Origin of the sequence: Paenarthrobacter aromaticivorans, from assembly GCF_019038615.1 — a bacterium.
Classification (GTDB): Bacteria; Actinomycetota; Actinomycetes; order Actinomycetales; family Micrococcaceae; genus Arthrobacter; species Arthrobacter aromaticivorans.
In genome coordinates this window covers 16115-38215 of the sequence record NZ_JAHOPC010000005.1, presented here as the reverse complement: position 1 = coordinate 38215, position 22101 = coordinate 16115, and the positions used below count along the sequence as shown (strand labels likewise).

Here is a 22101-nt window from a genome sequence, read left to right as displayed (position 1 = left end):
GAAGCTTACACTTCCTCTGGTGCTCGCAATCCGCGAGCGAAATGGGGGCGGCGACCAAAGGTCGTCGAAATTGAAATGGGGAATCTTGAAGAAAACCGTCCTTGCCATGGCTTTGTCGTGCCTTGCACTGGCTGGCTGCGCTGGAACACCTTCGGCGGCCCCTGCGGTCACGGAAACCATGACCGCAACAGTCACGGCCACAGCGACTGTAACGGCCACACCGGCCCCTGCCCCAGTTGTGGCTCAGGCGCCTGCAACACCGGTGCCTGCTCCGGCAACCACTGCGATCATTCCCGCCAATGTGGCCGGGATGAACGCCGAGGCTCTCGATGATGAGTTGCAGGCTCTCGGCTTCAAGAAAGTCGTGTACAACTCAGATACCGGCAAGACCGTACTCTTGCTCAGCAACTGGACCGTGACGGGCATCGATAATCCTGGCATGGAGCAAGCAACCAGCAAGGCTGTCGTTGTTCACGTGACCAAGTAATTGAGCACGGCACCAACGATTCTGAATCGTTGGTGCCGTGCTGCCTCTACCGACTCATTCAGCTCACCTAGGAATCACCCCAACCCCACCGGCAGATTCCCCACCGCAATATCCATGATGTTCAGCCCCTCGTCCACCAGGGCACTCCCCTGCGGCAGCGTCACGCTGGATACCTCGAACGCCGGGGGAATGTCGATCTTCGTGGCGAACACGCGAGCCGGCTCATCCACCCGCACCACCGTCGAAGACCCACCGATGTAAGCCTGCGTGTGCCGCTGGTGATAGGCCGACGTAGCCACCACAACGCTGGTATCCGAAGCGACCCCGGAGAGCCAGTTCGGCAGAGAAAGCGTCACCTGACGGCTCTGCCCGTTCGTGAAGTGCACGGTCGCGACGCCCGAGGACACGTTCCCCGTGGAAAACCCCGTCACCAGCAAGGTTCGCCCCTTGCCCGAAACAGCAACTTCCTGCCCGGCAGCCTTCAAGGTATCCGGCGTCCCCACCGCCGTCGGATGCCAAACGGATGACACCCCAAATGCCGAGTACCGCTCGCCCGAGCCAAACCCAGCCGCAGCCAAAGCCTCCTCCGAGAACGTCCGTCGATCAGCCGTAACAGCCCCATTCCGCGGATTGGCCGCATTCGCTACGGACGTCTGGTTCACAAGAGAAGAGAAAGGCAGCGCGGCAGGCGCAACCCCAGGCCCTTGGTAAGCACCGATGTTCGGAGCCCCAACGGACCCGGCACCAGAGGTGGGGTTACCGAAGAAGTCCCGGCCGCCGTCGTCGTTAATCTGCACACCGGCACCAAGCAGCGGCGACCCGGACAGCAGCCGGTACCCCGGAACAGAAAGCGTAGTCTGCCCACTCCCGCCAGCAACCAACCGAGGATCCCCCAGCACCGAACCAGTCTCACCAGCAGGAGGCAAAATACCGCCGAAGTACGCATTGTTCGCATACACAGCCGACGCGGCTTTCAAACCACCGCCCGGCGCCACGAAGAGGTTGTTGCGGACCTCGCGCGAGCCGGTCATGTCGTCCAGGAAGACGCGCGACGGGCAGTAGAAGGTGTTGTTGTAGATGTAGTGCTTGCCCGTGCCGCTGCTGCTTCCGCCCAACCGGCAGTCGTCCTGGGCGATGTTGTACCGGAGCACCACATTCGCCGCGGTGGCACCACCGCCGCAGTTCGAGACGCAGTTCAGGTAGAAGCCGCCCGCGTTCCCGTACGAGTAGTTGTACTGGAAGAGGCAGGTTCCCACGATCTTCATGTCGCAGTCCCAGGCCGTGGAGTCGTACACAGAGGTGCTGCTGTTGCCCACAACGTTGAACTGGAATACAGGGTTCTTGGAGTTGTACGGCCACATGCCGGCGAAGTTGCCACCTTCATAGGGGTGGGCGCCTTGGCCGAGGTTGAGTCCGCTGTTGTACTCGATGAGAGGCGCGTCGGAGTTGTGGATCACGATCGCGTCGCCGCCCACGTCGTGGATCTTGTTCCGGGCTACGTAGACCTTGGTGTTGTAGCGCTCGGTGGTGTCCGGAGCGGAGATCTTCACGCCACCGCCGGCGGCATCGTTCACCTCGTTGTCGGTGATGGTGATGCCGTCCACGGAGCCCTTGCCCCAGGTGCGCACCATGATGCCGGCCGACTGGGCAAACCCGGCGCCGTTCGTAGCCTTGTTGCGCCAGCCGGCCACGTCTTCCACATGGTTTCCGCTGACCACGATTCCGGCGGTCTGTGCCGTTCCGCTGTTCTCAAAGAGGATGCCCACCCTGCGCACGGGAGTGTCCGACGGGTTCACCACATGCAGTCCGCTGACCGTCCAGTGACTGGCATTGGTGATCTGGATGGCTGCCACCGCGCCGTTACCGTTGATAGTGGGCTTGCCACCGTCGCCATAAGAGGACAGAGTGATCGGGTGGTCCGCGACGCCGGTGCCCGCTGGCGTGAGCGCGCCTGTGCAATCCGTGCCAGCCCGGAAAAGGACCGATTCGCCGGCGTTGAACGCGCCGTGGCCGTTGACCTGGGCGATCGAGTTGAACGGGCTGGCCTGGGTGCCATCACCAGGAGTAGCGGCCGAGCAGTCCACGTAGAACTTCGCATCACTGAGCTGCACGATCAGCGCGCCAATCCTGCCCGTGGTGGCCACATCAAACGGGCCAGTGCCGGTGGCGACCAGCTCCGTCGACCCGCCTGTGGCTCCAGCAGGCACCACGAAGGTGATGGTCGCAACGCCGGTGGCGTCAGCAACGGCGTCGGCCACGTTTTCGCCCTGGAGGCTCAGGCTCACGGAGCTCAACGGCTGCAGGTCGCGCACGACGACGGTAGCCGGGGTCCCGGGGACAAGCGAGTTAAGGTTCGTCCCGGCTGAGCCCTCGATACGCAGCGGCGCGGCGAGGAATGCGTCGGAGCAGTTGATCTTGGCATCAGCCCAGTCGGCGTGGTCGTTGCCGTTCCCTTCCGGACCGGCCTCCACCTTCAGCTGCAGCGTGGTGCCGCCCCGAAGATCCACGTTGACGGGCAAGGCTCCGTCGGTTCCCTTCCGCTCCCCCGCGAAACGCTCCACGCCGTCCACCAGGACCTTGAAGTCCACACGGCCGCGGTCACCCTGGGTATCGTCCACACCCACCTGGGCGAGGAACTGCCGGCACTGCCCGCCGAGGTTATACGTAATGGACGACGCCGCGTGCGTGCCGAGACCCTTCGCATACACGGTGCCGCCGATGGTCAGCGGCGCGCGGTTGGCGTCCGCGAGCGCTTGGCCGCCGTTGCTCATGTCCAGTTCGGCGGGACCCCAACCGTTGGTCATGCTTGACCATGGAACGTCGCTGGCATATACGACGCCGGTGGGCGGTGGAGGCAGTTCGGCTGCGGTTGCTGTGGGGCTGGCTGCGAGTCCGGCGGCTACCAGCGTGGCGGCTGCCAGGGCCGCGGATGCGGTGGTTGCGGCCAATCGCATGGCCAAGGTTTGTGGGTGCAAGTGAGGCTCCTCATTGAGTGGGTTTCCTCAAGGAGTCTCTTGTGGTGGCACTGCGAAGAGCAACGAAATGCACAGGATTGAACACGCGGGCTCAGCGCCCTTACAGCCTCACCTTATAGACGTGGTGGGTGGATTCAACGGGGAAGTCATCCGTGAACTTCCCGTCTTTCACGGCGATGGTGCGGTTCTCGCCCACTACGTCAACCGTCTTGGGAGTGACACCCGTTGGCAGGGTGAAGGTCCGCTGCCCGGTCAGCGCGTCCTGCGTCATCGCGAAAATGTAGGCGTCCCCGTTGTAGCTTTTCAGCATGGTGTCCAGCCCATCACCGAAGTTCCACACATAGCTCTGCGTGTTCAGAACCGGCGCCAAAGCCTTCACTTCCGCGTTGACCTCACCCATGGCTTGCACTTGATCCCGGGAGCAGGCGGTGTTGTGAATGCGGACATCGGCGAGCGTATCTCCGGACATGCACGGGTTGTCGTCCCCACCCCCAGGTGACTGCGTGAACCACACGATTCCGCGCGACTCGTGGATGAGCATCGCCCACACCTGGGCCTTCACCCTGTCCGGCGTCATCTGGTCGGAGAGGTCATGCTCCCCCTCAGGACTAAGCACTGTGGGAACCATCCAGATGGGCGTGTAGACGCCCCTCGCGGCGTTGACCTCCTGCATCACCTGCATGGCTTTCGCGTACGCGGACGACGTCTGGCAAGTGGCCGTCGTCGTCGGGTTGTATCCCTGGGGTGTGCGGAGCCGCCAATCGCGGCAGGCACCTGCGTAGTAATAGTTGGACGTCGAGGACACGTCCACGGTCTCCCAATAACGCTTGGTGATGTCCATCGGCGCGTCGTAGCTGATGAGGGAGGGAGTCCAGTTGGCGTAGGTGAACCGGCCCGCCTCCTTGGCGTTCAACTCTTTGATCGTCTGGTTCATGTGGGCAACGCCCTCGTCCCAACCGAACCTGCCATCTACCTCATCGTCAACGTAGTTACCTGGTAGTTGCGCCCAGTTGTCGGGTGCGTTCTTTGGTTTCATCAGCGAGAACATGCCGTGCTGATCGAACAGGGCATAGTCAGTGTCCGGGTTGAATTGGACGTAGAAGTTGATGCCATGCGCTTTGTCGAACTGCATCTGTTCGCCGTTCGCGGATGCGTACCAAACTCCGATGGGGAAGAAGTTGGGATCGTCCCACCCTGCGGCATCGGCCTTGCTGAACTTCTTATAGAAATCAGGACCACCGTCCCAGGGAATCCTGGGGAGTTTGGCCAACACCGCCGGGGGCGTTGCGGATGGCGAGCCTGTCGATGAGGCGGAGGCCGTGCCTGTGGGGGTTGCTGACGAGCCCGACAGCGGGGCGCTGGGGTCCGCTGTTCCGGTGCAGCCGGTGAGTAACAGGACGGCAACCGCTGCTGCCGCTGTGAAGTAGCGAACCCGCCTCATTGCTCCTCGATTCCGTCCCGATCGTGAAACCTGTCTATAGGATGACAGGGCTTTCCTCCAGCCCCTAACAAAACTTCGGCGATCCGGCTAAGCTCCGGTCCATCGCGTGATGGCTATGTTGCTAATGGGGGTAACGGTGATGTTCCGATCAAGGTGGACTACTGATGCGCAGCTCAAAGCGAGGGAGGCCCGACGTCGGCGACGCCCACTTTTCGTGGCGACGGCCTTGGCAACTGCCGCAGTTGTGGTTGCCGGGCTGACAAACGTTCCTGCCCAGGCAGACCAGATGGGGGCGCGGCCTTTGAGCGCCCCCAACAACAACTGGGATTACGTCACCATCAATACGGGCTACTTTCACGACGTTCTTGTCCGCGACGCAGCAGGCGATCTGTGGGTGTATCCGGGTGACGGCCTTGGCGGTTGGAAGAAACCTCGTTTCAAGATGGGTGAGGGCTGGAATGTCATGACCGCCATCGTCGGTCCGGGCAAGTTCCAAAGCGAGTTCACGGACGACCTCCTGGCCCGGGACGCCAATGGCGACCTGTGGCTCTACCCTGGCACTGGCGCTGGAATTCTCAAGCCGCGCATGCAGGTGGGCGTCGGCTGGAACGTCATGACTGCGTTGGTGGGACCTGGGGACTTCAACGGCGACTACATGGCAGATCTCATGGCCCGTGATGCCGACGGGCGGCTCTGGCTGTATCCGGGAGATCACCACGGCGGGTGGCTCCCCCGGTTCCAAATCGGCGAAGGCTGGAACGTGATGACGGCCCTTATTGGTCGCGGCGATTTCAACGAGGACCGGAAAATGGACCTCCTTGCCCGGGACACCAGCGGCCGCCTTTGGCTCTATCCCGGAAACGGAACTGGTGGGTGGCTGCCGCGGATGCAAGTCGGCGAAGGCTGGAACACCATGACAGCAATCATCGCCACCGGCAACTTCGACAACAATTACCAGGGATACTCGCAGATCATCGCCCGGGATACCAACGGCATCCTCTGGCTCTATCCCGGGATTGGAAGCCGCCACCTGGAGCCGCGGAAGCAGATCGGAGAAGGCTGGAACGTCATGACCGCGCTGGTCTGATCTCCCTTCTGTTGGGCCCGGCAATAACCGCCCGGGTTGTCATTTCGGAAATTTCCGACATATCATCATCGAGTGCTTCCTGACGTCTTCGGCGCCCTCGCGAACCCTTCGAGGCGTACCATCCTCGACAGCCTCCGTGAGGGCCCATTGACGGCGGGCGATCTCACTGGCCGCCTGGACCTCAGCCGCTCTGCAGCGTCCGAGCATTTGGCAGTCCTGCGGGAAGTCGGCTTGATCCGGGAGGAACGGCAAGGCCGGAACAGGATCTACCACCTTGAGGCCGATGGCCTGCGGGATGCAAGCAATTGGCTGAAGAACTACGAGCAATATTGGAACCAGCGGCTCGACGCCCTGGCCGAACTACTGGATGAGGAAAACACCCCATGACCGAGAACGCCATCCGCCTTGAGCGCACCTTTCCCCACTCCCCCGAGGCCGTCTGGGCCGCACTGACCACACCTGAACTCCTCGCCCGCTGGTGGGCTGCCGGCGACATCGCACCCGTGGTGGGCCACCGCTTCACCATGGACATGGGCGGTTGGGGTCAGCAGCAATGCGAAGTCACCACCGTCGAACCCGGTACCTCCATCACATTCGTGTTCGCAGAGGGCGCCCTGGACACCACCATCACTTGGACCTTGGAAGCCACCGAATCCGGCACCGTCCTTCACTTCGAGCACGCCGGCTTCAACCTGGACACCCCCATGGGGCGGCAAGCCATTGAAGGCATGGGCAATGGCTGGCCGGGCCTCCTGGCCCGTATCGATCAAGTGCTGGTCAGCGTTAGTTAAGGCTCTTTCAGGAAGGCTTGGTACGGCCCAAAGAGAAACCGAACCAAGGATGTTGTCTAATCCGCGTTACGCGGGGATGGAGTAAGTCGATGGAAACCAGCACACAACAAGATCTTGTGTATTCATTGAGGCGGCGGGGAGTCGCCGAAGACAAGATTCCCGGACTCCTCGAAAAAGCCAATGAAAAGAGTCTGAGCCTCGGTGATCAGTTCAGTGTGCCTGACTTCGTGGCTGGCGTACCCCGCGGCACCGGCCTGTCCAAGGGCACGAAGATTGGACGCGTCGCAGCCATTTTCATTCTGGTCGGTATCGCCGCGCAGCTGCTTCTCAGCGGGGTCCTAGGGATGCACCTTGGATTTCCAGGCGTTCTCTACTATTACGGTGCGGTACTCGCGGGTTTGAGCGTCCTTGTGTTCTCGGCATACCGCGTTGACCGCAAATTGCCTCGGCTCTAGCTCACGGGAAGTCTGACGCTAAGCGGTTTCATTCCGGGCCGTATTCTTCTTCGAGTTCCGCGAGAACCTCGGCAGCCGTCCGGCTTCCGCCGTCCGCGAGGCGTCGAAGTTCCTCCACATCGCCACGTTCTGAGGCAAGCTCAATGAGGAGGTCCACCGCGTCGGTACTCCCCTGCGCGGCAAAACGACGCAGTTCCTCAAGGTCGCGCCGCTCGGCGGCCAGTTCCACAAGCTGGTCTAGGGCGTCCTGGCTGCCTTGGCCTGCCTGCGCCCGAAGTTCGGCCAAATCATCGTCGGTCATGGTCTGAACATTTCACATTTGCCTGCCGTCCGGAAGGCCGCGTTGCGAGATGCGGACTGGTGATTGTTGGTGGTCTCGTCAAGGCCAGGCGCCTGCTCGAATCGATGGTCCCATGGGCCTTCGCCGCAATAGGGTTGGCGGCTAGCAGGCCTTATTGAGCGCCTCGAGGGCAACCTGCATCATCTGGAATGCGGGCCCGTCATCGTATCCGACCAGTTCTGGTGATAGTGGCCGCGATACTGCGATGGCTATTTGGCGGGAACCGTCCGCGCTCGTCAGGGCGAGGGTCCCGTATCCCAGGGTGACTCCACTGTGGCCGTAGTAGTAGTTATTGGAGCAGGGATCGTAGCGTTTCATGAGGCCTAGGCCGTAGTCCTGATTTGGACTTTGCATTTCCGTGAAGGTCCTTGGCTTGAGCAATTTACCTTGTGTCAGCGCGGCAAAGAAAGCATTGATGTCCGGGATGGAGGAAATCATCCCGGTGTCTGCGGAACCGATATTGAAAGCGGACAGAGTGGTGTCGATCCGTTCGTCCTTTTCGAGAATGTAGCCGTGGATCATCTTCTGCGGAGCAGTTTGTTCACCCATCATCAAGGTGTCGCGCAGCCCTAAGGGTTCCATAATGTCGGTTTGGAGGACCTCTCCGAGGTTCCGGCCGCGCAACTTCTCGACGAGGAGTGCCAATGCCGAATAGTCGGACTCCGAGTAGATGAAGGTTCCGGTCGAGCCTTTTGAATTCCAGGGGGAGGCCGCAGCGATGGCCAAGCGGTCCTCGTGGCTGAAGCGTTTGGCAAGTCCGTCGCGAAGGGATGGGGCGACGTCACCTTCCCAATAACTGGGCATGCCGGATCGGTGGCTCAGCAAGCTGCGAACGGTGACAGACGGAGGCGGGTGGATCAGATTCTCGAGTTCGGGCACATACCGTGTGATGGGTTCGTCCAGTCGGACCCGCCCTTCCTCCACTAGCTTCAGGACGGACACCGCCACCATGGAGGTTGTGAGGGCACCGACATGGACCTGATCCGCCAAGTGGACTGGTTCTTGATTCGTCAGACTCCGTACGCCGACGGCCGTGGACCATTCCCCTACCCGTGACTTCATCTGGATCAAGACGGCGGGAGCTCCAGCATCACGCATATCTTCGCTGTACTTTTCCAAAACGGAGACGAAAGCCGGCCCCGTTGAGGGCCGTGCCGTCGGAGACAGCTGGTCGGGCGGATCCGGCGCGTTCGTGCAGGCTCCGAATGAAGGCACGAACAGGATGGCCATGGCCATGGCTGCCAAGCGGAACGAGATGATACGGCGTGGTACTGCCTTCATTTCCTGGACCTTCCATGTGCCGGTCCGCAGCTGGGCTCCCAAGAAACCGCCACTCGCGCCGACATCTTCGATGCTCCTCAGCGCACCACGTGATGTCAACAACGGCAAGGGCACGCGCAGGAGGTTTCGGGAGCTCGCCGAGCCGTTTTCTATTAGCCGCCCGTTGTCTCCGGGCGCCGTCGAGTGGGCTGGACCGTGAATGGGCCAGAGGAGCAAGGCAGCAAGAGGCTGTCGGCCCTTTTCGGGCCGACAGCCAAGGCATTGCTAGAGGGTCGTCAGCAGTTGCTGCATCTCCTTGATTTCAGCTTCCTGCCCGGCCACGATGTCCTTGGCCAATTGCACCGCATCGGCATTTTGCCCACCGGCGGTTTCGGTCTGGGCCATCACCACTGCACCCTTGTGGTGGGCGATCATCTGGGTCAGGAACAGCTTTGCGGCGTCTGCACCTTGGGCTGCTTGGAGTTTCGCCATGTCGTCGGCGCCCATCATGCCTTCCATGCTGTGGCCGCCGGGCATCTGCGTCGACTGGTTCCAGCCGGACAACCAAGAGGTCATTTTCTCGATCTCGGGTCCCTGAGCGTCCTTAATTCGGGTGGCGAGGGCGCTGACTTCATTGGGGATGCCCTGCCTGGCCAGGATCATGTCGCTCATTTCCACGGCCTGCGCATGGTGGGGAATCATCATCTGGGCAAACATCACGTCCGCTGCATTGTGGTCGCCCACAGCTTGGGAGGACTCAGACGCTGAGGGGCTGGAGGAGCTCATGGCGCCGTGATCCATCCCCGGCATGGAGGTCGCGGACGATCCGGGGGTTCCGGTACTGCAACCGGCAAGGGCCAAAGCCGCCGCGAGGGCAACTGCAGACAGGGGCAAGAGCTTTCGGGTGTTCATAAATGGTCCTTCACAAGGAGGGGTGGGCGTCGAGGCGCCCACGCGAAAAGTTTTGGTGATGCTCAGCAGAATCCGCTGGGCAGTGGCTGCCTGCGAGCAGCAGAAGAGCAGGCCCGGTCATCCGGGCAGCCCAACCATGCGGGCAGCCTGTCATCGGGCGTGAGGTGCCCGTTTATGTCCTGCTGATCGACAATTCACCCGGTGAAGGACTTCCGGGCAGGTAAGACCACAGTGTGCCGGAAGACTCGGCGTAGACCTGGAAGGTGGAAGGCGTGGTTGTGCTGTCTCGAAGCGGCGCAGCCAGACCACCGGTCCCGACTGAAGGGATGCAGGAACCGCCCGCCACATGCGCAGTTGGGCAGTTCCCGGAGCAGGAACACTGCGCCAGCGGCACCGTGCCTGATTCTCCGCCCATGGACTGCGCCGCGCCCATATGACCGGTGTGAGCGGCGGCATCTCCAGTGGCGGCGACGGCCGTAGGGGCCGTGTCCGCCGCGGTGTTGATGACGCCCACGTGCATGGAGTGGGGGCCGATCATGATGTGCATGCCCAACAAACCGGCGATCAATGCCAGCGTCGCCGCCAGGAGGCCTGCCCTAAGGAAGAATTTGGTTATGGTCGGATATGGTCCCACAGCAGTCCTTCCTTGTCCGTGCCGAGTCAATGATGGTGCCGAGTCAACGTGGTCGGTTTCAGCCTACCGGCCCATGGCACCCCGCTCTGTGCAGGGTGCCGGGGCCGGTGGCTCTGCTAACAAACCTCGGAGGGGTTCAGTTTCACCCGGCGCAGCAGCTGGGCGTTCAATGCAACCACGATCGTGGAGACCGACATCAGTACCGCCCCAGCGGCGGGAGACAGGACGATCCCCGCGAAGGCCAGCACGCCTGCAGCCAGTGGCACGGCGATGATGTTGTACCCGGTTGCCCACACCAGGTTCTGCCACATCTTGGTGTAACTGGCCTTGGACAGATCCACCATGGACAGTACGGCACGTGGGTCGTTTCCGGCCAGGATCACTCCGGCCGATTCCATGGCCACGTCCGTGCCGGCTCCGATGGCGATGCCAACTTCAGCCCGGGCCAATGCGGGAGAGTCGTTCACGCCATCGCCGACCATCGCGACCTTCAATCCACGGGCCTGCAGTTCGGCGACTTTCTTGTCCTTGTCCGCCGGGAGGACTTCAGCGAAAACTTCGTCAATGTTCAATTCGGATCCAACGGCGTCGGCCACCTGTTTGGCGTCACCAGTGATCATGCCAACTCTCACGCCCCGGCTTTGCAGGGCCTGGACCGCCTGCCGGGATTCCCAGCGGATCGCGTCTTCCAGGCTGACCGCGCCCAAGATCCGGCCCTCGTCAACCACGTGCAACACGGCGGCACCCCTATCCATCCAGGCCCGGGTCGCGGCGCTGAGCCATTCAGGTTCAGTGAGGCCCAGCTCCCGGAGCAGGGCCGGCCCGCCCACCTGGACAGTCCGGCCGTCAACGGTTGCCCGCACGCCTCTGCCCGTCATCGAGCTGAAGCCCGTCGCTGCCGGCTGCTGAAGCCCCTTCGCGTTCGCGGCCCGAACGATCGCGCGGGCCACAGGGTGTTCGCTGTCGGACTCCACGGCCGCGGCCAGAGCCAGCAGCTCCTCGACGGTGGTGCCTTCAGCGGCGACGGCGTCCTTGAGTGCGGGCTCGCCCTCGGTCAGGGTTCCGGTCTTGTCGAACAGGACGACGTCGACGGTGCGCATCCGTTCCCGGGCCATCCGGTTCTTGATCAAGACCCCGGCACGTGCGGCCTGTTCGGTTGAAATCGCGATGACCAGCGGGATCGCCAATCCCAGGGCGTGAGGGCAGGCGATCACGAGCACGGTGACGGTGCGGGTAACGGCTTCCGGCAGGTTGCCCATCAGGAACCATGCAATGAAGGTGATGACACCTGCGATGGTCGCGAAATAGAACAGGAATGCCGCCGCCCGGTCCGCCAGTGCCTGAGCCTTGGATGATGAGGCCTGCGCTTCAGCAACAAGACGCTGGATCCCGGCGAGTGCGGTGTCTTCCCCGACGGCGGTGACCTGGACCCTGACAGTGTTGTCGGTGGCGACAGTTCCGGCAACCACAGAGTCCCCTGCCACCCGGAGGACGGTCTTGGATTCCCCGGTGATCATGGATTCGTCGAATTCGGCCTGTCCGTCGACTACTGTGCCGTCGGCCGGCAAGCGGGCTCCGGAGCGTACCAGTACAACGTCACCAGCTTGCAGGGCTGCGACGGGCACAGTTTCCACGCCCGCTCCAGTGATGCGTTCGGCCTCGTCCGGCAGCAGGGCCGCGAGTGCATCCAACGCGCCTTGGGCAGAGCCGAGGGCGCGCATCTCGATCCAGTGCCCGAGCAGCATGATGGCTACCAGCAGCGCCAGTTCCCACCAGAAGTCCAAGTCGAAGTTTCCGATCCGCAGGCTGGTCGCCCACGAAGCGACGAACGCAACGCTAATGGCCATGGCAATCAGCAGCATCATGCCGGGTTTGTGGGACTTCAGCTCGCTGAGTCCTCCCCTAAGGAACGGCTGGCCCCCGTAGAGGAAGATTACAGTGCCCAGTACCGGTGGAATCCAGGCGGATCCGGGGAACTCCGGAGGCATGTAGCCCAGAAGGTGGGCGAACATCGGGCTGAAAAACACCACTGGGACGGATAGGGCCAGAGTCAGCCAGAAGCGGTCCTTGAACATGGCCGTGCTGTGCCCGGCGTGCTGGCCGTGGCTATGCACTGCGTGGTCGTCCTGACCCCGCGCAGCGCCGTGGCCCTCATGGCCACCATGGCCACCATGGCCACCGGAATGGTCCTGATGTTCGCTGTGTTCTCCCGAGGTAGCTCCGGGTTGCTGGTGATGGTGGTTGGCGTGGTGTGGGTCAGCTTCGCCGGCCGGTGAAGCCGAATGGATGTGCTCTTTCATGTGTGCTCCTGCAGAAACGATGGCGCGCATCGCCCTCTCAGGCCGCGCAGGCCGTGACGCGTGGACTAGCGGGTGAGGGTGTAACCGGCGTCCCTGACAGCGTCATGGACCGCAGCCAATTCGGGGGATCCGGTAATCAGCAGGCGGGAAACTCCGCCGGCGACGAGCTCGATCGCGGCGGCGTCAACGCCGTGCACGTCCTTGACCGCGCGCTCGAGGCGGCCGACGCAGCCTCCACAGGTCAGCCCTTCTACTCCGAGTTCAACATCCGTTGAAGTGGGCGGAGCGACGCGCGCTTCCGTGGAGCAGCAACCGCAACCGGGGGACGTCGAAGTCAGCGGCAATTCAGTGCGGGAGGTTATTTGCATGTCAGTTCCATTCCTTTGCAGATGTGCGATGGAGTGCTGGGGTTGAACGGCTGTGAAAGAGGGAGAACCCTCCGGGACATACCACTTCACTGACAACACCATGAATATACCCCTAGGGGGTATATTCATGCAAGGTTCCCCAAGCGTAATACGCCTCTCTCCGAAGAGCCGCTTTGAGCACGCCCGTCCTGCGGCTCTTGAGCAGGTGAAGCCTTGGAGGCATCCTTGGAGGGAGAACGTGTTGGAGGCTGCGATGGACTCGTCAGACACAGGCGCACAGCCGGTGACACCGGCCGGGTTGCTGGCCTCGCTGGCTTATATCGACAACGTTGGATTCCACGGGATCGCAACGACTCTCACCGGCCCGGACCCAAAGATCGACCGGAACTGGGCTGCGTTGATCCGCAACGCACACATCGCCGTCGCAGCGACTACTTGGCCGGTGGACCTTCAGGCCGCTGCCGACCGGTTCACCCATGCGGCCGAAGAGCTGATCGCTGTCCTTGAAAGGCGTGACACGGCCGCCGTTGCCGAGCCTGCCAAGGAACTCCACATCGCCTACCATGCGCTGAGCGACGCAGGCTGGAGCCATCTTGCAGCGGCTGCGGGAATGAAGACCGAAGGCGACCACGACCACCACGGACACGGGCACTCCCACTAAAGACCGCCCCTGCGGCGGCTAGCTTCGCGTGGACAAAACCGCGTTGATCTGATCGCGGATCTCATCTCCGACTTGCTCGTCAGTGAGACCACTGTTGGCGGAAGAGCTCATGCTGACGAACATGATCGCCGAGATGACGCGGGCAATTTTCCCTGGGTCCCGAGCCGTCAATTGCTCATCCCGGCCCAACACCTCCGCGATGGCGGCTTCCGTGCGGATGGTCAGCGCAAGTGCCTCCGCATGGTGGGGTTCGGTCGGATCGCCGAAGACGATCTCTTTCAGGTAGGTCCGGCCGTTCTCGATCTGGACCCGGTTGCATTTGATGATGGGCCGGATGATCGCCATGATCCCGTCAAGGACAGCTTCTTCCTGTTCCGCGGCGGCGACGCCCGAGTTGAGCGCTTCGGCGTATTTGACGTTGTGGACCAGGAGAAGCAGCTCCGCCTTCGTCTTGGCGTACAAGAACAAGGTTCCCGATCCGACGTCGGCCTTTTCCGCCACTTGCTGGGTGGTGACCTCGTCTACGCCGTACTGGGTGAAGAGCTCGCGGGCCGCGGCGGTGATCCGGTCAAGCTTTTCCTGCTTATTCCGCTCACGTCGGCCAAGGGTCTGGGGCACAGCCTGCATTCAAATACCGTATCAGCGGCCTAGGAATTCGAGGGCGACGGGGACGAACTCCTGGTGGTACTGGAAGATGCCGCCATGCCCTGAATCCGGGTAGATGACCAGTTCACTGCCCGGAATCCGGAGGTGCATATCGTCGGAGAGCCGGGACGGAACCATGCGGTCGTTGTCGCCGTTGGCGATGAGTGTCGGCTGGGAGATCGCGCCCAGATTGGCCGGTTCTGAACGGCCCCACTTCTTGATGGCCTTCAGCTGCGTCTGGAAAGCGTTGGTTTTGATGGGTGCGTCCCGATTGGCGGTGCGCTCGTTGAGGCGCTGGATAAATGCCCTCGCGGCGGGCTTGCCCGCGGCATTGCGGTTGAAAAACAGAAATTCCTTCGGGTCCTGCCGGGTCAGCGTGGCTCGCAGGACGTCGTAGTAGGTGACGCGAGCCACCTTGTCGATGCCCTTCCCACCTGCAGGACCTGTGCCGGCAAGGACCAGCTTCCGCACCAACTCCGGGTATTTGACCACCAAAGCCTGGGCAATCATGCCTCCGAGCGAGAATCCAAAGAGGTCTACTTTCTCGTACCCGAGCGCTTTGATGAAGGTCGCCGCGTCCTCAGCCATCTCCTCGATGGTGCCCGGAACGTTGCCGGTTGTGGCACCGACACCCCGGTTGCTGAAGGTGATCACGTGGTGCTTCTCGGCGATGGGGTCGATGACGCGCGGATCCCAGTTGTCCATTGTCGCGGCGAGGTGGACCAGGAAAACGACGGGGATTCCACCCTTCTGACCCAGCTCACGGTAACTGTAGGTGACGCCGCCAGCGGTAACTGTGCTGACCGGCGCGTCCTTGTAAGCGGTGATGACTTTGCTCATGAGGTTTGTCCTGACTTGTTGATTGGCACTATTTGGTTGGCCTAGTGGCTGACGACTGTTTTGCCGCGGACGCCGCCCTTGTCCAGCTCGGCAAGGACGTCCGGCGTCTGGTCGAACGGGACTACCCGGCCGACGACGGGGCGGATTTCCCCGGCGTCGATGAGCGCGGCAATCTCCCGGAGCTGGCTGCCGTTGGCGCGCATGAACAGGAACTCGTAGGTGACGCCGAGACGACGGGCTTTACGCCGGATGCCCGCACTAATGAGTGCGACAGCGCCCTTCAACACGGCGTTCGCTCCGAGCTCTTGGGCAAAGCCGGGGTCCGGCGGGCCTGAGATGCCGATGGCCTTACCGCCCGGTTTGAGGACCTTCAGCGACCGCTCCAGATTCTCGCCGCCGAGGCTATCCAGAACGAGATCGTAGCCATGGAGGATCTCCGCAAAGTCCTCCGTCCGGTAATCAATCACCACGTCCGCCCCGAGCTCGCGGACAAAGTCCGCGTTTCCGGCGCTGACGGTCGTGGCAACGGCGGCCCCCAGGTACTTGGCCAGCTGGATCGCGATGGAGCCCACTCCCCCGGCTCCCGCATGGATCAGGACCTTCTGGCCCGGGCCAACTTTGCCGCGTTCAACGAGCGCCTGCCAGGCGGTCAAGGCCACCAGTGGAAGTGATCCAGCCTCGTCCATGCTGATCGACGCCGGCTTGATGGCAAGGTCCGCCTCGGCCACAGCGATCTGCTCAGCAAACGTGCCGATGCGGTCCTTGTCCGGACGGGCGAACACCTCATCCCCCGGCTTGAAGGACCGTACTTTGGCACCAACACCGACCACGACTCCGGCGAGGTCATTGCCAAGGATCAGCGGCAGCCTGTACGGGAGAACCTGCTTGAACTCCCCTTGCCGGATCTTCTCGTCCAACTGGTTCAGGCCGGCTGCCTTCACCTGCACCAGCACGTCATGTTCGCCAACTCCGGGCTCCGGAACGTCAACCTCTTGCAGGAGTTCTTTGTATTTGTTGAGGACGAAGGCTCTCATTGGTGCGCTCCCGATTAGATAACTGAGTTAACTCAATTCTGAGCATACTCAGTTCTTAAGTCAAGAGGGCCTGGGTCCGGAAGCCACCCGCCTCATGATCAACAGTGCCTCCCGGCCAAAAAGGCACGAAAAAAGGAGACACGTTGTGCCTCCTCACTTTCAATCTATACGGCACTGGGGGGCTTGCCGCAAGGCCCGGGGGTTGCTGCAAAATGGAGAGCCGACGCCGGGAGTACGCGCTGTTTCAGACGCGCGGTTCCGGCGCCATCAGCCCAGAAAGGAGCTGACAGCGTGCCTCTTACAACCAGCGCGTTCAACCTTCCCGAGCACCTCGCCCCCAAAGCGGATCCAGCACTGATTGCTGCCGATGAGCAGCACTTCGCAGCCATCGCTGAAAGCCTTGAGCAGACCATCTCCGAGCTGTCCGATCAGCTCGATGCCATACGCAAAGCCCCAAGCCGCTTCGGTCAGGAGGCCGTGGAGAAGGACGTTGAAACCCGCCGGCTAACCGGGAGGCTTCGTGCACTGCGTCGCTTCGGGCTGGACCTCTGCCTGGGTCGCGTTGTCCCCGCCGGCGACACGGAACCGCTCTACATTGGCCGACTCGGGCTCACGGACAGTGACGGCCGCAGGCTGCTTGTCGATTGGCGCTCCCCCGCCGCCGAGCCGTTCTTCGGAGCCACCCACGCCAACCCCATGGGCCTGGCAGCCCGACGTCGTTACCGCTGGACCCGCGGCCGGATCACCGACTACTGGGACGAGGCTTTCACCGCGGACCCGGCCACGGCAGAACTGCCCGGCGGCACCGCTGCGCTTGAAGATCTTTCGGCGTTCATCGCCAGCCTGGGCAGCAGCCGGTCTGCACGGATGCGGGACGTGCTGGGCACCATCCAAGCGGACCAGGACGCCATTATCCGCGCCTCTTCCCGGGGTGCTTTAGTGGTCGACGGCGGTCCTGGTACGGGTAAGACTGTGGTCGCCTTGCACCGCGCCGCGTATCTCCTTTACGCAGACCCCCGGCTCGGTCACCGCAGGGGCGGCGTGCTGTTTGTTGGCCCTCACCGGCCGTTCCTGGCGTACGTTGCAGATGTCCTGCCCAGCCTTGGTGAAGAGGGCGTGCAGACCTGCACCCTGCGGGACCTCGTGCCTGAGGGCGCCGACGCTGCCCTCGAGGACAACGAGGTTGCCGGCCTGAAATCTTCGGCGAATCTGGTGAAGGCGATCGAGCCGGCGGTGAGGTTCTACGAGTCACCGCCGAAGGAGGGCATGGAAGTCGAGACGCCCTGGGCCGACGTCTGGCTGAGCGCAGATGACTGGTCGGAGGCGTTCGACGTGCCGACACCAGGCACTCCCCACAATGAGGCGCGCGAGGAAGTCTGGGAGGAACTGCTCACCATTTTGGTGGACAAGTTCGATACGGACGAAGTTCCCGAGAACTTGCTTCGGCGGTCCTTTGCGCAGAATCCGGATCTGGTGGAAGCGTTCAGCCGGGCATGGCCGCTGCTTCATTACACGGATCTCGTGGCCGACCTTTGGCGGGTACCGGCGTACCTGCGTCTGTGCGCCCCTTGGCTCAGTGCCGATGAACTGGGAAAGCTTCAGCGGTCCGAACCGAATGCTTGGACTGTGTCGGATTTGCCCCTCCTGGACGCAGCCCGCCAACGGCTGGGCGATCCTGAGGCGTCCAAGCGAAGGCGACGCCAGAAGGCGGAAGCCGCTGCCGAGCGTGAGCTCATGGACCGCGTGGTGGAAGACCTCGTGGCTGCTGACGATTCCGAGATGCTGGTCATGTCCATGCTGCGCGGCGAGGACATGCAGGAGAAGCTCATGGACGACTCAGTGTTGATCGCGGACCCGGACCAGCTCGCGGGCCCGTTCGCCCATGTGGTGGTGGACGAGGCCCAGGAACTGACCGACGCCCAGTGGCAGATGCTCCTGCAACGCTGCCCGTCCCGGAGCTTCACGATCGTCGGTGACCGCGCGCAGGCCAGGCACGGATTCACTGAGTCCTGGCAGGAACGCTTGGAGCGCGTCGGGCTGAGCAACGTGAACCTGACGCATCTCAGCATCAACTACCGCACCCCCGAGGAAGTCATGGCCGAGGCCGAACCCGTCATCAAGGCCGCCCTCCCCGACGCCAACGTCCCCACGTCCATCCGCAGTAGCGACCTCCCGGTCATCCACGGATCCGTTGCAGACCTGGACTCAATCCTCACCACGTGGCTCGATGCGCACGCCGAAGGAATCGCTTGCGTCATCAGCAAGAACGACGCCGGACACAGCTCGCTCCCAGCGTCGCCACGCCTCCGCTTGCTTGCACCGGAACTATCTAAGGGACTGGAGTTCGACCTCGTAGTCCTCATTGATCCGGAGGATTTCGGTACGGGCATCGAAGGAGCCGTGGACCGCTATGTCGCGATGACCAGGGCCACCCAGCAGCTGATCATCCTCACTACGGCTGAGCGGACCCACGGCACCCGCTGAGGAACGCGAGCTACATCCCGGGGATCTCCTGCGCTTCGTGGACTTCGATCTCGCAGCCACCGGGCATGTTCAGGTGCGGGTGGACTTTGGCGAGCTCGACGGCGGCATCCATGTTGTCGGCTTCGATGATGCTGTAGCCCGCCACTTCACGCTGGCTGGGCGACGTGCTGCCATCGGAGGCCACGCGGACTCCGTTGGCCAGCGGCGTGCCGAAGTCCACCAGACGATCGCCCACCTTGGCACCCCAGGCGTTCCACTCCCCCATGACGGCTGCCATGTCATCCGGTGACGGCGGGGCGGCCTCTGCGGGGGTCATGGGTGCGTGATAGATGAAAACGAACTTGGACATGATGGTCCTTCTTTCCTGCTTTTGTTCTTGGGTTGAGGAGGGTTTAGAGGGTGACAGTGCGGCCGGTGAAGGCTACGAGCCGTTCCAGGCTGCTGGCTGTCTCCGCCGTCGGCTGCTCTGGCGCGAAGCTGCCGCCGGAGCGGACCTGCTCGGAGATGGTCTGCCGGGCAAGTTCCGTCACGTAATCGCTGACGACGTCGGACACCTCCACTTGCTGTCCCGTCGCCTTAGCGAAGTCCCAGGCATGGACGAGTAGTTCGAGGTTTAGGATTCCGGCAACCGTGGTTGCCGGCAATTCGGCGAAGCCCATATCGACGGCGCCTTCAAGGCCGCGGTTGCTGAAAGCTTCCAGCGCAGGCTGGGCAAGCTCAGCAATCCGCACCTCTGGGGGCGCGTCCTTGTGGTCCACGGGTGCTGCACCGAGCGCACGGCCGATGCCCTTCAGCGATCCGGCCAGGTGGTCCAGCAACTGGTTGACGTTGAAGTCCTCGCATGGCGTTGCCTTCGCTGTGTCTTCAGGCGTGACGTTGCGCAGAACGCCAAGAAGGATCGCCAAGGATGCATCAGCCGAGCTCAGCTGGTTGATGGGATCGGGTGCCCATGCCCAGTCGTCGCGGCCAGCGCCGTCCTTCGCTGAAGCCTCAGCCAGCAGACGATCCAGGTAGTGGTTCCAGCCCATCGCGTGGGATGTTTCCTGCTCCTCGGTGAGCCCCTCATGCTGGAAACGGAGGGAAGTACCGTCGGCGTCGGGCTCCAAAGTGATGCTAACGGTCGAGGCACCCGGCGGCAGATCGCCCCCGCCCTCCCAACCCCACGTGAAGACGACGCGCTTGCCCGGTTCGATTTCCTGGAAGGTTCCGGAGGCATTGTGGCCGGGAGTAACGGTCCAGCGGAAATCCCCACCGATCCGGAGGTCCACCCGGGCTGCGACCGTTTGCCAGCGCCGTAGTCGTTCGGGCTGGGTGATGAGGGCGAAGGCCTCGTCGGCTGTGACCGGCAGGTGGATGGTTTTATCGAAACTCATGTGCGTCCTCGCCTTGGAAGTTATTAGTAGTCGGGATGTTGTTGATGCTGGTTGCCCCGCCGTTGGGCAAGAGCGGCGGCATCGGATGCAAGGAGGTCCAGTTCGTTGGTCCAGAACTGCGAAACAAGATCACGGAGTCTGCCCATCCCCTGGGGATCGAGTCTGTAGTACCTGTTTCTCCCTTCCTTGCGGGCCATCACCAAGCCCGCTTTCTCCAACAACAACAGGTGCTGTGAAACCGCGGATCGGCTGACGTCGAAATGAGCCGCCAGATCGCTGACCGCCTGTTCGCTGCCCGCCAGGAGGTGAAGCAGCCGACGCCGATTCGGCTCGGCAGCTATCTCCAGGGCATCCAACACAAATAATACGTTAGTAATCACTAACGCATTAAGCAAGGGGATTGACCTTGTGGGCGGCCAGCAGCATGAACTGGGCCAGGTTCTGCCGCAAACCAAGCAGAGCCCTTGTCGAACCGGTGGTGTGGCGGGGAAATGTTCTGCCGGGCATTGCGGGCATGTAGGAGGCCCGGGCAGGAGGGGATCCTGCCCGGGCGGTCTTGAGGTTTACGTGCCTGGTTAGGCTGCGGGCACGCTGTTCTTCCACGCGCTCCAGGCCGCGTAGCTGCCGTCGAGTTCGACGACGTCGTACCCGGCGCGGCGCAGGGCGCTGGCGGCCACGGAGTTACGGACGCCCGACTGACAGTACGTCACGATGGTGCCATCGGCGGGGAGCTTGTCCAGGTGCCACATCACGCGGCCGCCACTGAGCTGGTAGGAGCCGGGGATGTTGCCCCCGATGTGCTCGCTGCGGTTGCGCACATCCAGAACCATGGCCGGGTCGAAATCCTTGAGGTCTTCGGCCCGGATCAGCTTGGGCGTGAACGTGGGAAGGCCTTGGATGCCGGTGACGTAGCCGGCGACGTTGTCGATGCCCACGCGTATCAGGTGGTCCCACATGTCCTGTGCCTGTTTCTGATCCCGGGCCAGCAGCACGAGAGGGTTCTTGTCAGTCTCCGGGTTGACCACCCAGGCGCCAAAGCTGGCAACGGACTTGCCGGCGGGGATGTTCAGGGACCGGACAACAGTGCCCTCGTGGACCTCGTTGTTGGAGCGGGTGTCGATGAAGGTCAGGGTTTCAGCAGCCAGTCCCGCCGCGACGGTGTCGGTTGACAGCTCCGGCAACGGGGAGCGTTCGCCCAAAACGGCAGGGCCTTCGCGGTTTTCGCGCTTCATCCGGCCGAAGTAGGCGTGCGCGTCGGGCTGGCCGTCGAGGAGTTCGTCGATGAAGCCCTGTTCATCGTTGGCGGCGAGGTATGGGCCCCACCAGGCGTAGAGACGTTCGTAGCCCACGGTGGATGACGGAATGGCGCCGAGGGCCTTGCCACAGGCACTGCCTGCGCCGTGGGCGGGGTGGACCTGGACGTAATCCGGAAGGGTCAGGAACTTTTCCCGCAGGCTGGCGAAGAGCTGCTTGGCCCCTTCGAAGCGCGTGTCGATGCCGCCGGCTGCTTCGTCCAGCAGGTCCGGCCGGCCAAGGTCGCCGGAGAACACGAAGTCTCCGGAGAGCAGGTAGCCGGGCTGGTCGCTGAATGCGCCGTCGGTCACCAGGAAGGACAGGTGCTCCGGGGTGTGGCCCGGAGTGTGGAGGGCCTTGATGCTGATGTTGCCCAGGGTGATGGTGTCGCCGTCGTAGAGCCGCTCGCCGTCGAACCCGTACTGCCAGTCCGCGCCGCCCTCGCCGGAAACATAGATAGTGGCGCCGGTGGCTGCGGCCAGTTCGCGGGTGCCGGAGAGGTAGTCGGCGTGGATGTGGGTTTCGGTGACGGCCACGATCTTCATGCCGTTCTTCGCGGCCAGGTCCTGGTAGACGGCGATGTCGCGGCGGCCGTCCACCACGATGGCTTCACCTTTGGCCTGGCAGCCAATGACGTAGCTGGCCTGCGCGAGGTCTTCGTCGTAAATGCGCTCGATAAGCATCTGGTGCTCTCCTTCAGTGAAAGGGGATTTGGAGGTTG

General features: G+C 62.7%; 22 protein-coding genes. 7 read left to right on the top strand and 15 right to left on the bottom strand.

Translation table 11 applies throughout. From position 1 onward, the window contains the following. The first annotated feature begins 85 nt into the window (after window positions 1–85). On the top strand, window positions 86–487 hold the full coding sequence (locus KSW38_RS09965; RefSeq protein ID WP_216924991.1) for a hypothetical protein: 402 nt from the start codon (window positions 86–88) through the stop codon (window positions 485–487). A 74-nt stretch (window positions 488–561) separates the two neighbouring features. Here KSW38_RS09965 and KSW38_RS09960 read toward each other — a convergent pair whose 3' ends face one another. Next, window positions 562–3462, bottom strand: coding sequence for an NPCBM/NEW2 domain-containing protein (locus KSW38_RS09960; RefSeq protein WP_216924752.1), 2901 nt, complete (start codon window positions 3460–3462; stop codon window positions 562–564). A 100-nt stretch (window positions 3463–3562) separates the two neighbouring features. After that, complete coding sequence (locus KSW38_RS09955; RefSeq protein ID WP_254186320.1) at window positions 3563–4903, bottom strand: hypothetical protein; 1341 nt, start codon at window positions 4901–4903, stop codon at window positions 3563–3565. A gap of 226 nt (window positions 4904–5129) precedes the next feature. Here KSW38_RS09955 and KSW38_RS09950 point away from each other — a divergent pair, with 226 nt between their 5' ends. The 4 genes from KSW38_RS09950 (at window position 5130) to KSW38_RS09935 (ending at window position 7236) form a co-directional block, all read left to right on the top strand. Beyond that, on the top strand, window positions 5130–5990 hold the full coding sequence (locus KSW38_RS09950; protein ID WP_216924750.1) for an FG-GAP repeat domain-containing protein: 861 nt from the start codon (window positions 5130–5132) through the stop codon (window positions 5988–5990). A 72-nt stretch (window positions 5991–6062) separates the two neighbouring features. Beyond that, window positions 6063–6377 carry an ArsR/SmtB family transcription factor gene (locus tag KSW38_RS09945; protein WP_216924748.1) on the top strand — a complete coding sequence of 105 codons (315 nt, stop codon included), beginning with the start codon at window positions 6063–6065 and terminating at the stop codon, window positions 6375–6377. Beyond that, the gene (locus KSW38_RS09940; RefSeq protein WP_216924740.1) at window positions 6374–6781 is read left to right on the top strand and encodes an SRPBCC family protein; all 408 of its coding nucleotides are present in this window, start codon (window positions 6374–6376) and stop codon (window positions 6779–6781) included. Before KSW38_RS09945 ends, KSW38_RS09940 begins: the two co-directional genes overlap by 4 nt. Before the next feature lie 89 nt (window positions 6782–6870). Beyond that, window positions 6871–7236, top strand: coding sequence for a hypothetical protein (locus KSW38_RS09935; RefSeq protein WP_216924739.1), 366 nt, complete (start codon window positions 6871–6873; stop codon window positions 7234–7236). Window positions 7237–7264: 28 nt separating this feature from the next. On the opposite strand, the gene KSW38_RS09930 is transcribed toward KSW38_RS09935, so the two are convergent. The 6 genes from KSW38_RS09930 to KSW38_RS09905 all read right to left on the bottom strand — a co-directional run bounded on the left by KSW38_RS09930 (window position 7265) and on the right by KSW38_RS09905 (window position 13050). Further along, entirely contained in the window at window positions 7265–7537 is a 273-nt protein-coding gene (locus tag KSW38_RS09930) for a hypothetical protein (RefSeq protein ID WP_216924737.1), read from the bottom strand. Between the two features lie 141 nt (window positions 7538–7678). Further along, window positions 7679–8857 carry a serine hydrolase domain-containing protein gene (locus KSW38_RS09925; RefSeq protein ID WP_216924735.1) on the bottom strand — a complete coding sequence of 393 codons (1179 nt, stop codon included), beginning with the start codon at window positions 8855–8857 and terminating at the stop codon, window positions 7679–7681. Between the two features lie 264 nt (window positions 8858–9121). Then, complete coding sequence (locus KSW38_RS09920) at window positions 9122–9748, bottom strand: DUF305 domain-containing protein (protein ID WP_216924733.1); 627 nt, start codon at window positions 9746–9748, stop codon at window positions 9122–9124. Window positions 9749–9920: 172 nt separating this feature from the next. Then, window positions 9921–10382, bottom strand: a complete 462-nt coding sequence (locus KSW38_RS09915) for a hypothetical protein (RefSeq protein WP_216924730.1) — start codon at window positions 10380–10382, stop codon at window positions 9921–9923. Between the two features lie 116 nt (window positions 10383–10498). After that, window positions 10499–12682 (bottom strand): copper-translocating P-type ATPase, encoded by a 2184-nt coding sequence (locus KSW38_RS09910; protein WP_216924728.1) that lies wholly within the window; start codon window positions 12680–12682, stop codon window positions 10499–10501. A gap of 65 nt (window positions 12683–12747) precedes the next feature. Beyond that, complete coding sequence (locus KSW38_RS09905; RefSeq protein WP_216924726.1) at window positions 12748–13050, bottom strand: heavy-metal-associated domain-containing protein; 303 nt, start codon at window positions 13048–13050, stop codon at window positions 12748–12750. Window positions 13051–13303: 253 nt separating this feature from the next. Between KSW38_RS09905 and KSW38_RS09900 the strand changes: the two genes are divergently transcribed. Next, window positions 13304–13711 (top strand): hypothetical protein, encoded by a 408-nt coding sequence (locus KSW38_RS09900; RefSeq protein ID WP_216924724.1) that lies wholly within the window; start codon window positions 13304–13306, stop codon window positions 13709–13711. An 18-nt stretch (window positions 13712–13729) separates the two neighbouring features. On the opposite strand, the gene KSW38_RS09895 is transcribed toward KSW38_RS09900, so the two are convergent. From KSW38_RS09895 to KSW38_RS09885, 3 genes are read right to left on the bottom strand one after another with little or no spacing between them, the layout of a single operon-like run. Further along, window positions 13730–14338: a TetR/AcrR family transcriptional regulator gene (locus tag KSW38_RS09895; RefSeq protein WP_216924722.1), complete on the bottom strand. Its 609-nt coding sequence runs from the start codon at window positions 14336–14338 to the stop codon at window positions 13730–13732. 12 nt (window positions 14339–14350) lie between these two features. After that, the gene (locus KSW38_RS09890; RefSeq protein ID WP_216924720.1) at window positions 14351–15196 is read right to left on the bottom strand and encodes an alpha/beta fold hydrolase; all 846 of its coding nucleotides are present in this window, start codon (window positions 15194–15196) and stop codon (window positions 14351–14353) included. A 41-nt stretch (window positions 15197–15237) separates the two neighbouring features. Continuing rightward, window positions 15238–16230, bottom strand: a complete 993-nt coding sequence (locus KSW38_RS09885; protein WP_216924719.1) for an NADP-dependent oxidoreductase — start codon at window positions 16228–16230, stop codon at window positions 15238–15240. Window positions 16231–16521: 291 nt separating this feature from the next. Here KSW38_RS09885 and helR point away from each other — a divergent pair, with 291 nt between their 5' ends. Further along, window positions 16522–18714: an RNA polymerase recycling motor ATPase HelR gene (gene helR, locus KSW38_RS09880; protein ID WP_216924717.1), complete on the top strand. Its 2193-nt coding sequence runs from the start codon at window positions 16522–16524 to the stop codon at window positions 18712–18714. 10 nt (window positions 18715–18724) lie between these two features. Here the strand turns inward: helR and KSW38_RS09875 are convergent, their stop codons facing one another. From KSW38_RS09875 to KSW38_RS09860, 4 genes are all read right to left on the bottom strand, one after another. Next, a complete protein-coding gene (locus KSW38_RS09875; protein ID WP_216924715.1) occupies window positions 18725–19063 on the bottom strand; it encodes a YciI family protein in 339 nt (112 codons plus the stop codon). Window positions 19064–19106: 43 nt separating this feature from the next. Next, a complete protein-coding gene (locus KSW38_RS09870) occupies window positions 19107–20087 on the bottom strand; it encodes a TIGR03086 family metal-binding protein (RefSeq protein ID WP_216924714.1) in 981 nt (326 codons plus the stop codon). 23 nt (window positions 20088–20110) lie between these two features. Then, window positions 20111–20467: an ArsR/SmtB family transcription factor gene (locus KSW38_RS09865; protein ID WP_308169324.1), complete on the bottom strand. Its 357-nt coding sequence runs from the start codon at window positions 20465–20467 to the stop codon at window positions 20111–20113. Window positions 20468–20662: 195 nt separating this feature from the next. Further along, window positions 20663–22063 (bottom strand): MBL fold metallo-hydrolase, encoded by a 1401-nt coding sequence (locus tag KSW38_RS09860; protein ID WP_216924711.1) that lies wholly within the window; start codon window positions 22061–22063, stop codon window positions 20663–20665. Between the last annotated feature and the right edge of the window lie 38 nt (window positions 22064–22101).

Bases quoted from the DNA above. Each gene is read 5' to 3' on its own strand.
- KSW38_RS09955 (WP_254186320.1), bottom strand. From the start codon at position 4,903: ATGAGGCGGGTTCGCTACTTCACAGCGGCAGCAGCGGTTGCCGTCCTG.
- KSW38_RS09910 (WP_216924728.1), bottom strand. From the start codon at position 12,682: ATGAAAGAGCACATCCATTCGGCTTCACCGGCCGGCGAAGCTGACCCA.
- KSW38_RS09885 (WP_216924719.1), bottom strand. From the start codon at position 16,230: ATGAGAGCCTTCGTCCTCAACAAATACAAAGAACTCCTGCAAGAGGTT.
- KSW38_RS09940 (WP_216924740.1), top strand. From the start codon at position 6,374: ATGACCGAGAACGCCATCCGCCTTGAGCGCACCTTTCCCCACTCCCCC.
- KSW38_RS09890 (WP_216924720.1), bottom strand. From the start codon at position 15,196: ATGAGCAAAGTCATCACCGCTTACAAGGACGCGCCGGTCAGCACAGTT.
- KSW38_RS09905 (WP_216924726.1), bottom strand. From the start codon at position 13,050: ATGCAAATAACCTCCCGCACTGAATTGCCGCTGACTTCGACGTCCCCC.
- KSW38_RS09860 (WP_216924711.1), bottom strand. From the start codon at position 22,063: ATGCTTATCGAGCGCATTTACGACGAAGACCTCGCGCAGGCCAGCTAC.
- KSW38_RS09870 (WP_216924714.1), bottom strand. From the start codon at position 20,087: ATGAGTTTCGATAAAACCATCCACCTGCCGGTCACAGCCGACGAGGCC.
- KSW38_RS09920 (WP_216924733.1), bottom strand. From the start codon at position 9,748: ATGAACACCCGAAAGCTCTTGCCCCTGTCTGCAGTTGCCCTCGCGGCG.
- KSW38_RS09900 (WP_216924724.1), top strand. From the start codon at position 13,304: ATGGACTCGTCAGACACAGGCGCACAGCCGGTGACACCGGCCGGGTTG.
- KSW38_RS09875 (WP_216924715.1), bottom strand. From the start codon at position 19,063: ATGTCCAAGTTCGTTTTCATCTATCACGCACCCATGACCCCCGCAGAG.
- KSW38_RS09930 (WP_216924737.1), bottom strand. From the start codon at position 7,537: ATGACCGACGATGATTTGGCCGAACTTCGGGCGCAGGCAGGCCAAGGC.
- KSW38_RS09925 (WP_216924735.1), bottom strand. From the start codon at position 8,857: ATGAAGGCAGTACCACGCCGTATCATCTCGTTCCGCTTGGCAGCCATG.
- KSW38_RS09895 (WP_216924722.1), bottom strand. From the start codon at position 14,338: ATGCAGGCTGTGCCCCAGACCCTTGGCCGACGTGAGCGGAATAAGCAG.
- KSW38_RS09935 (WP_216924739.1), top strand. From the start codon at position 6,871: ATGGAAACCAGCACACAACAAGATCTTGTGTATTCATTGAGGCGGCGG.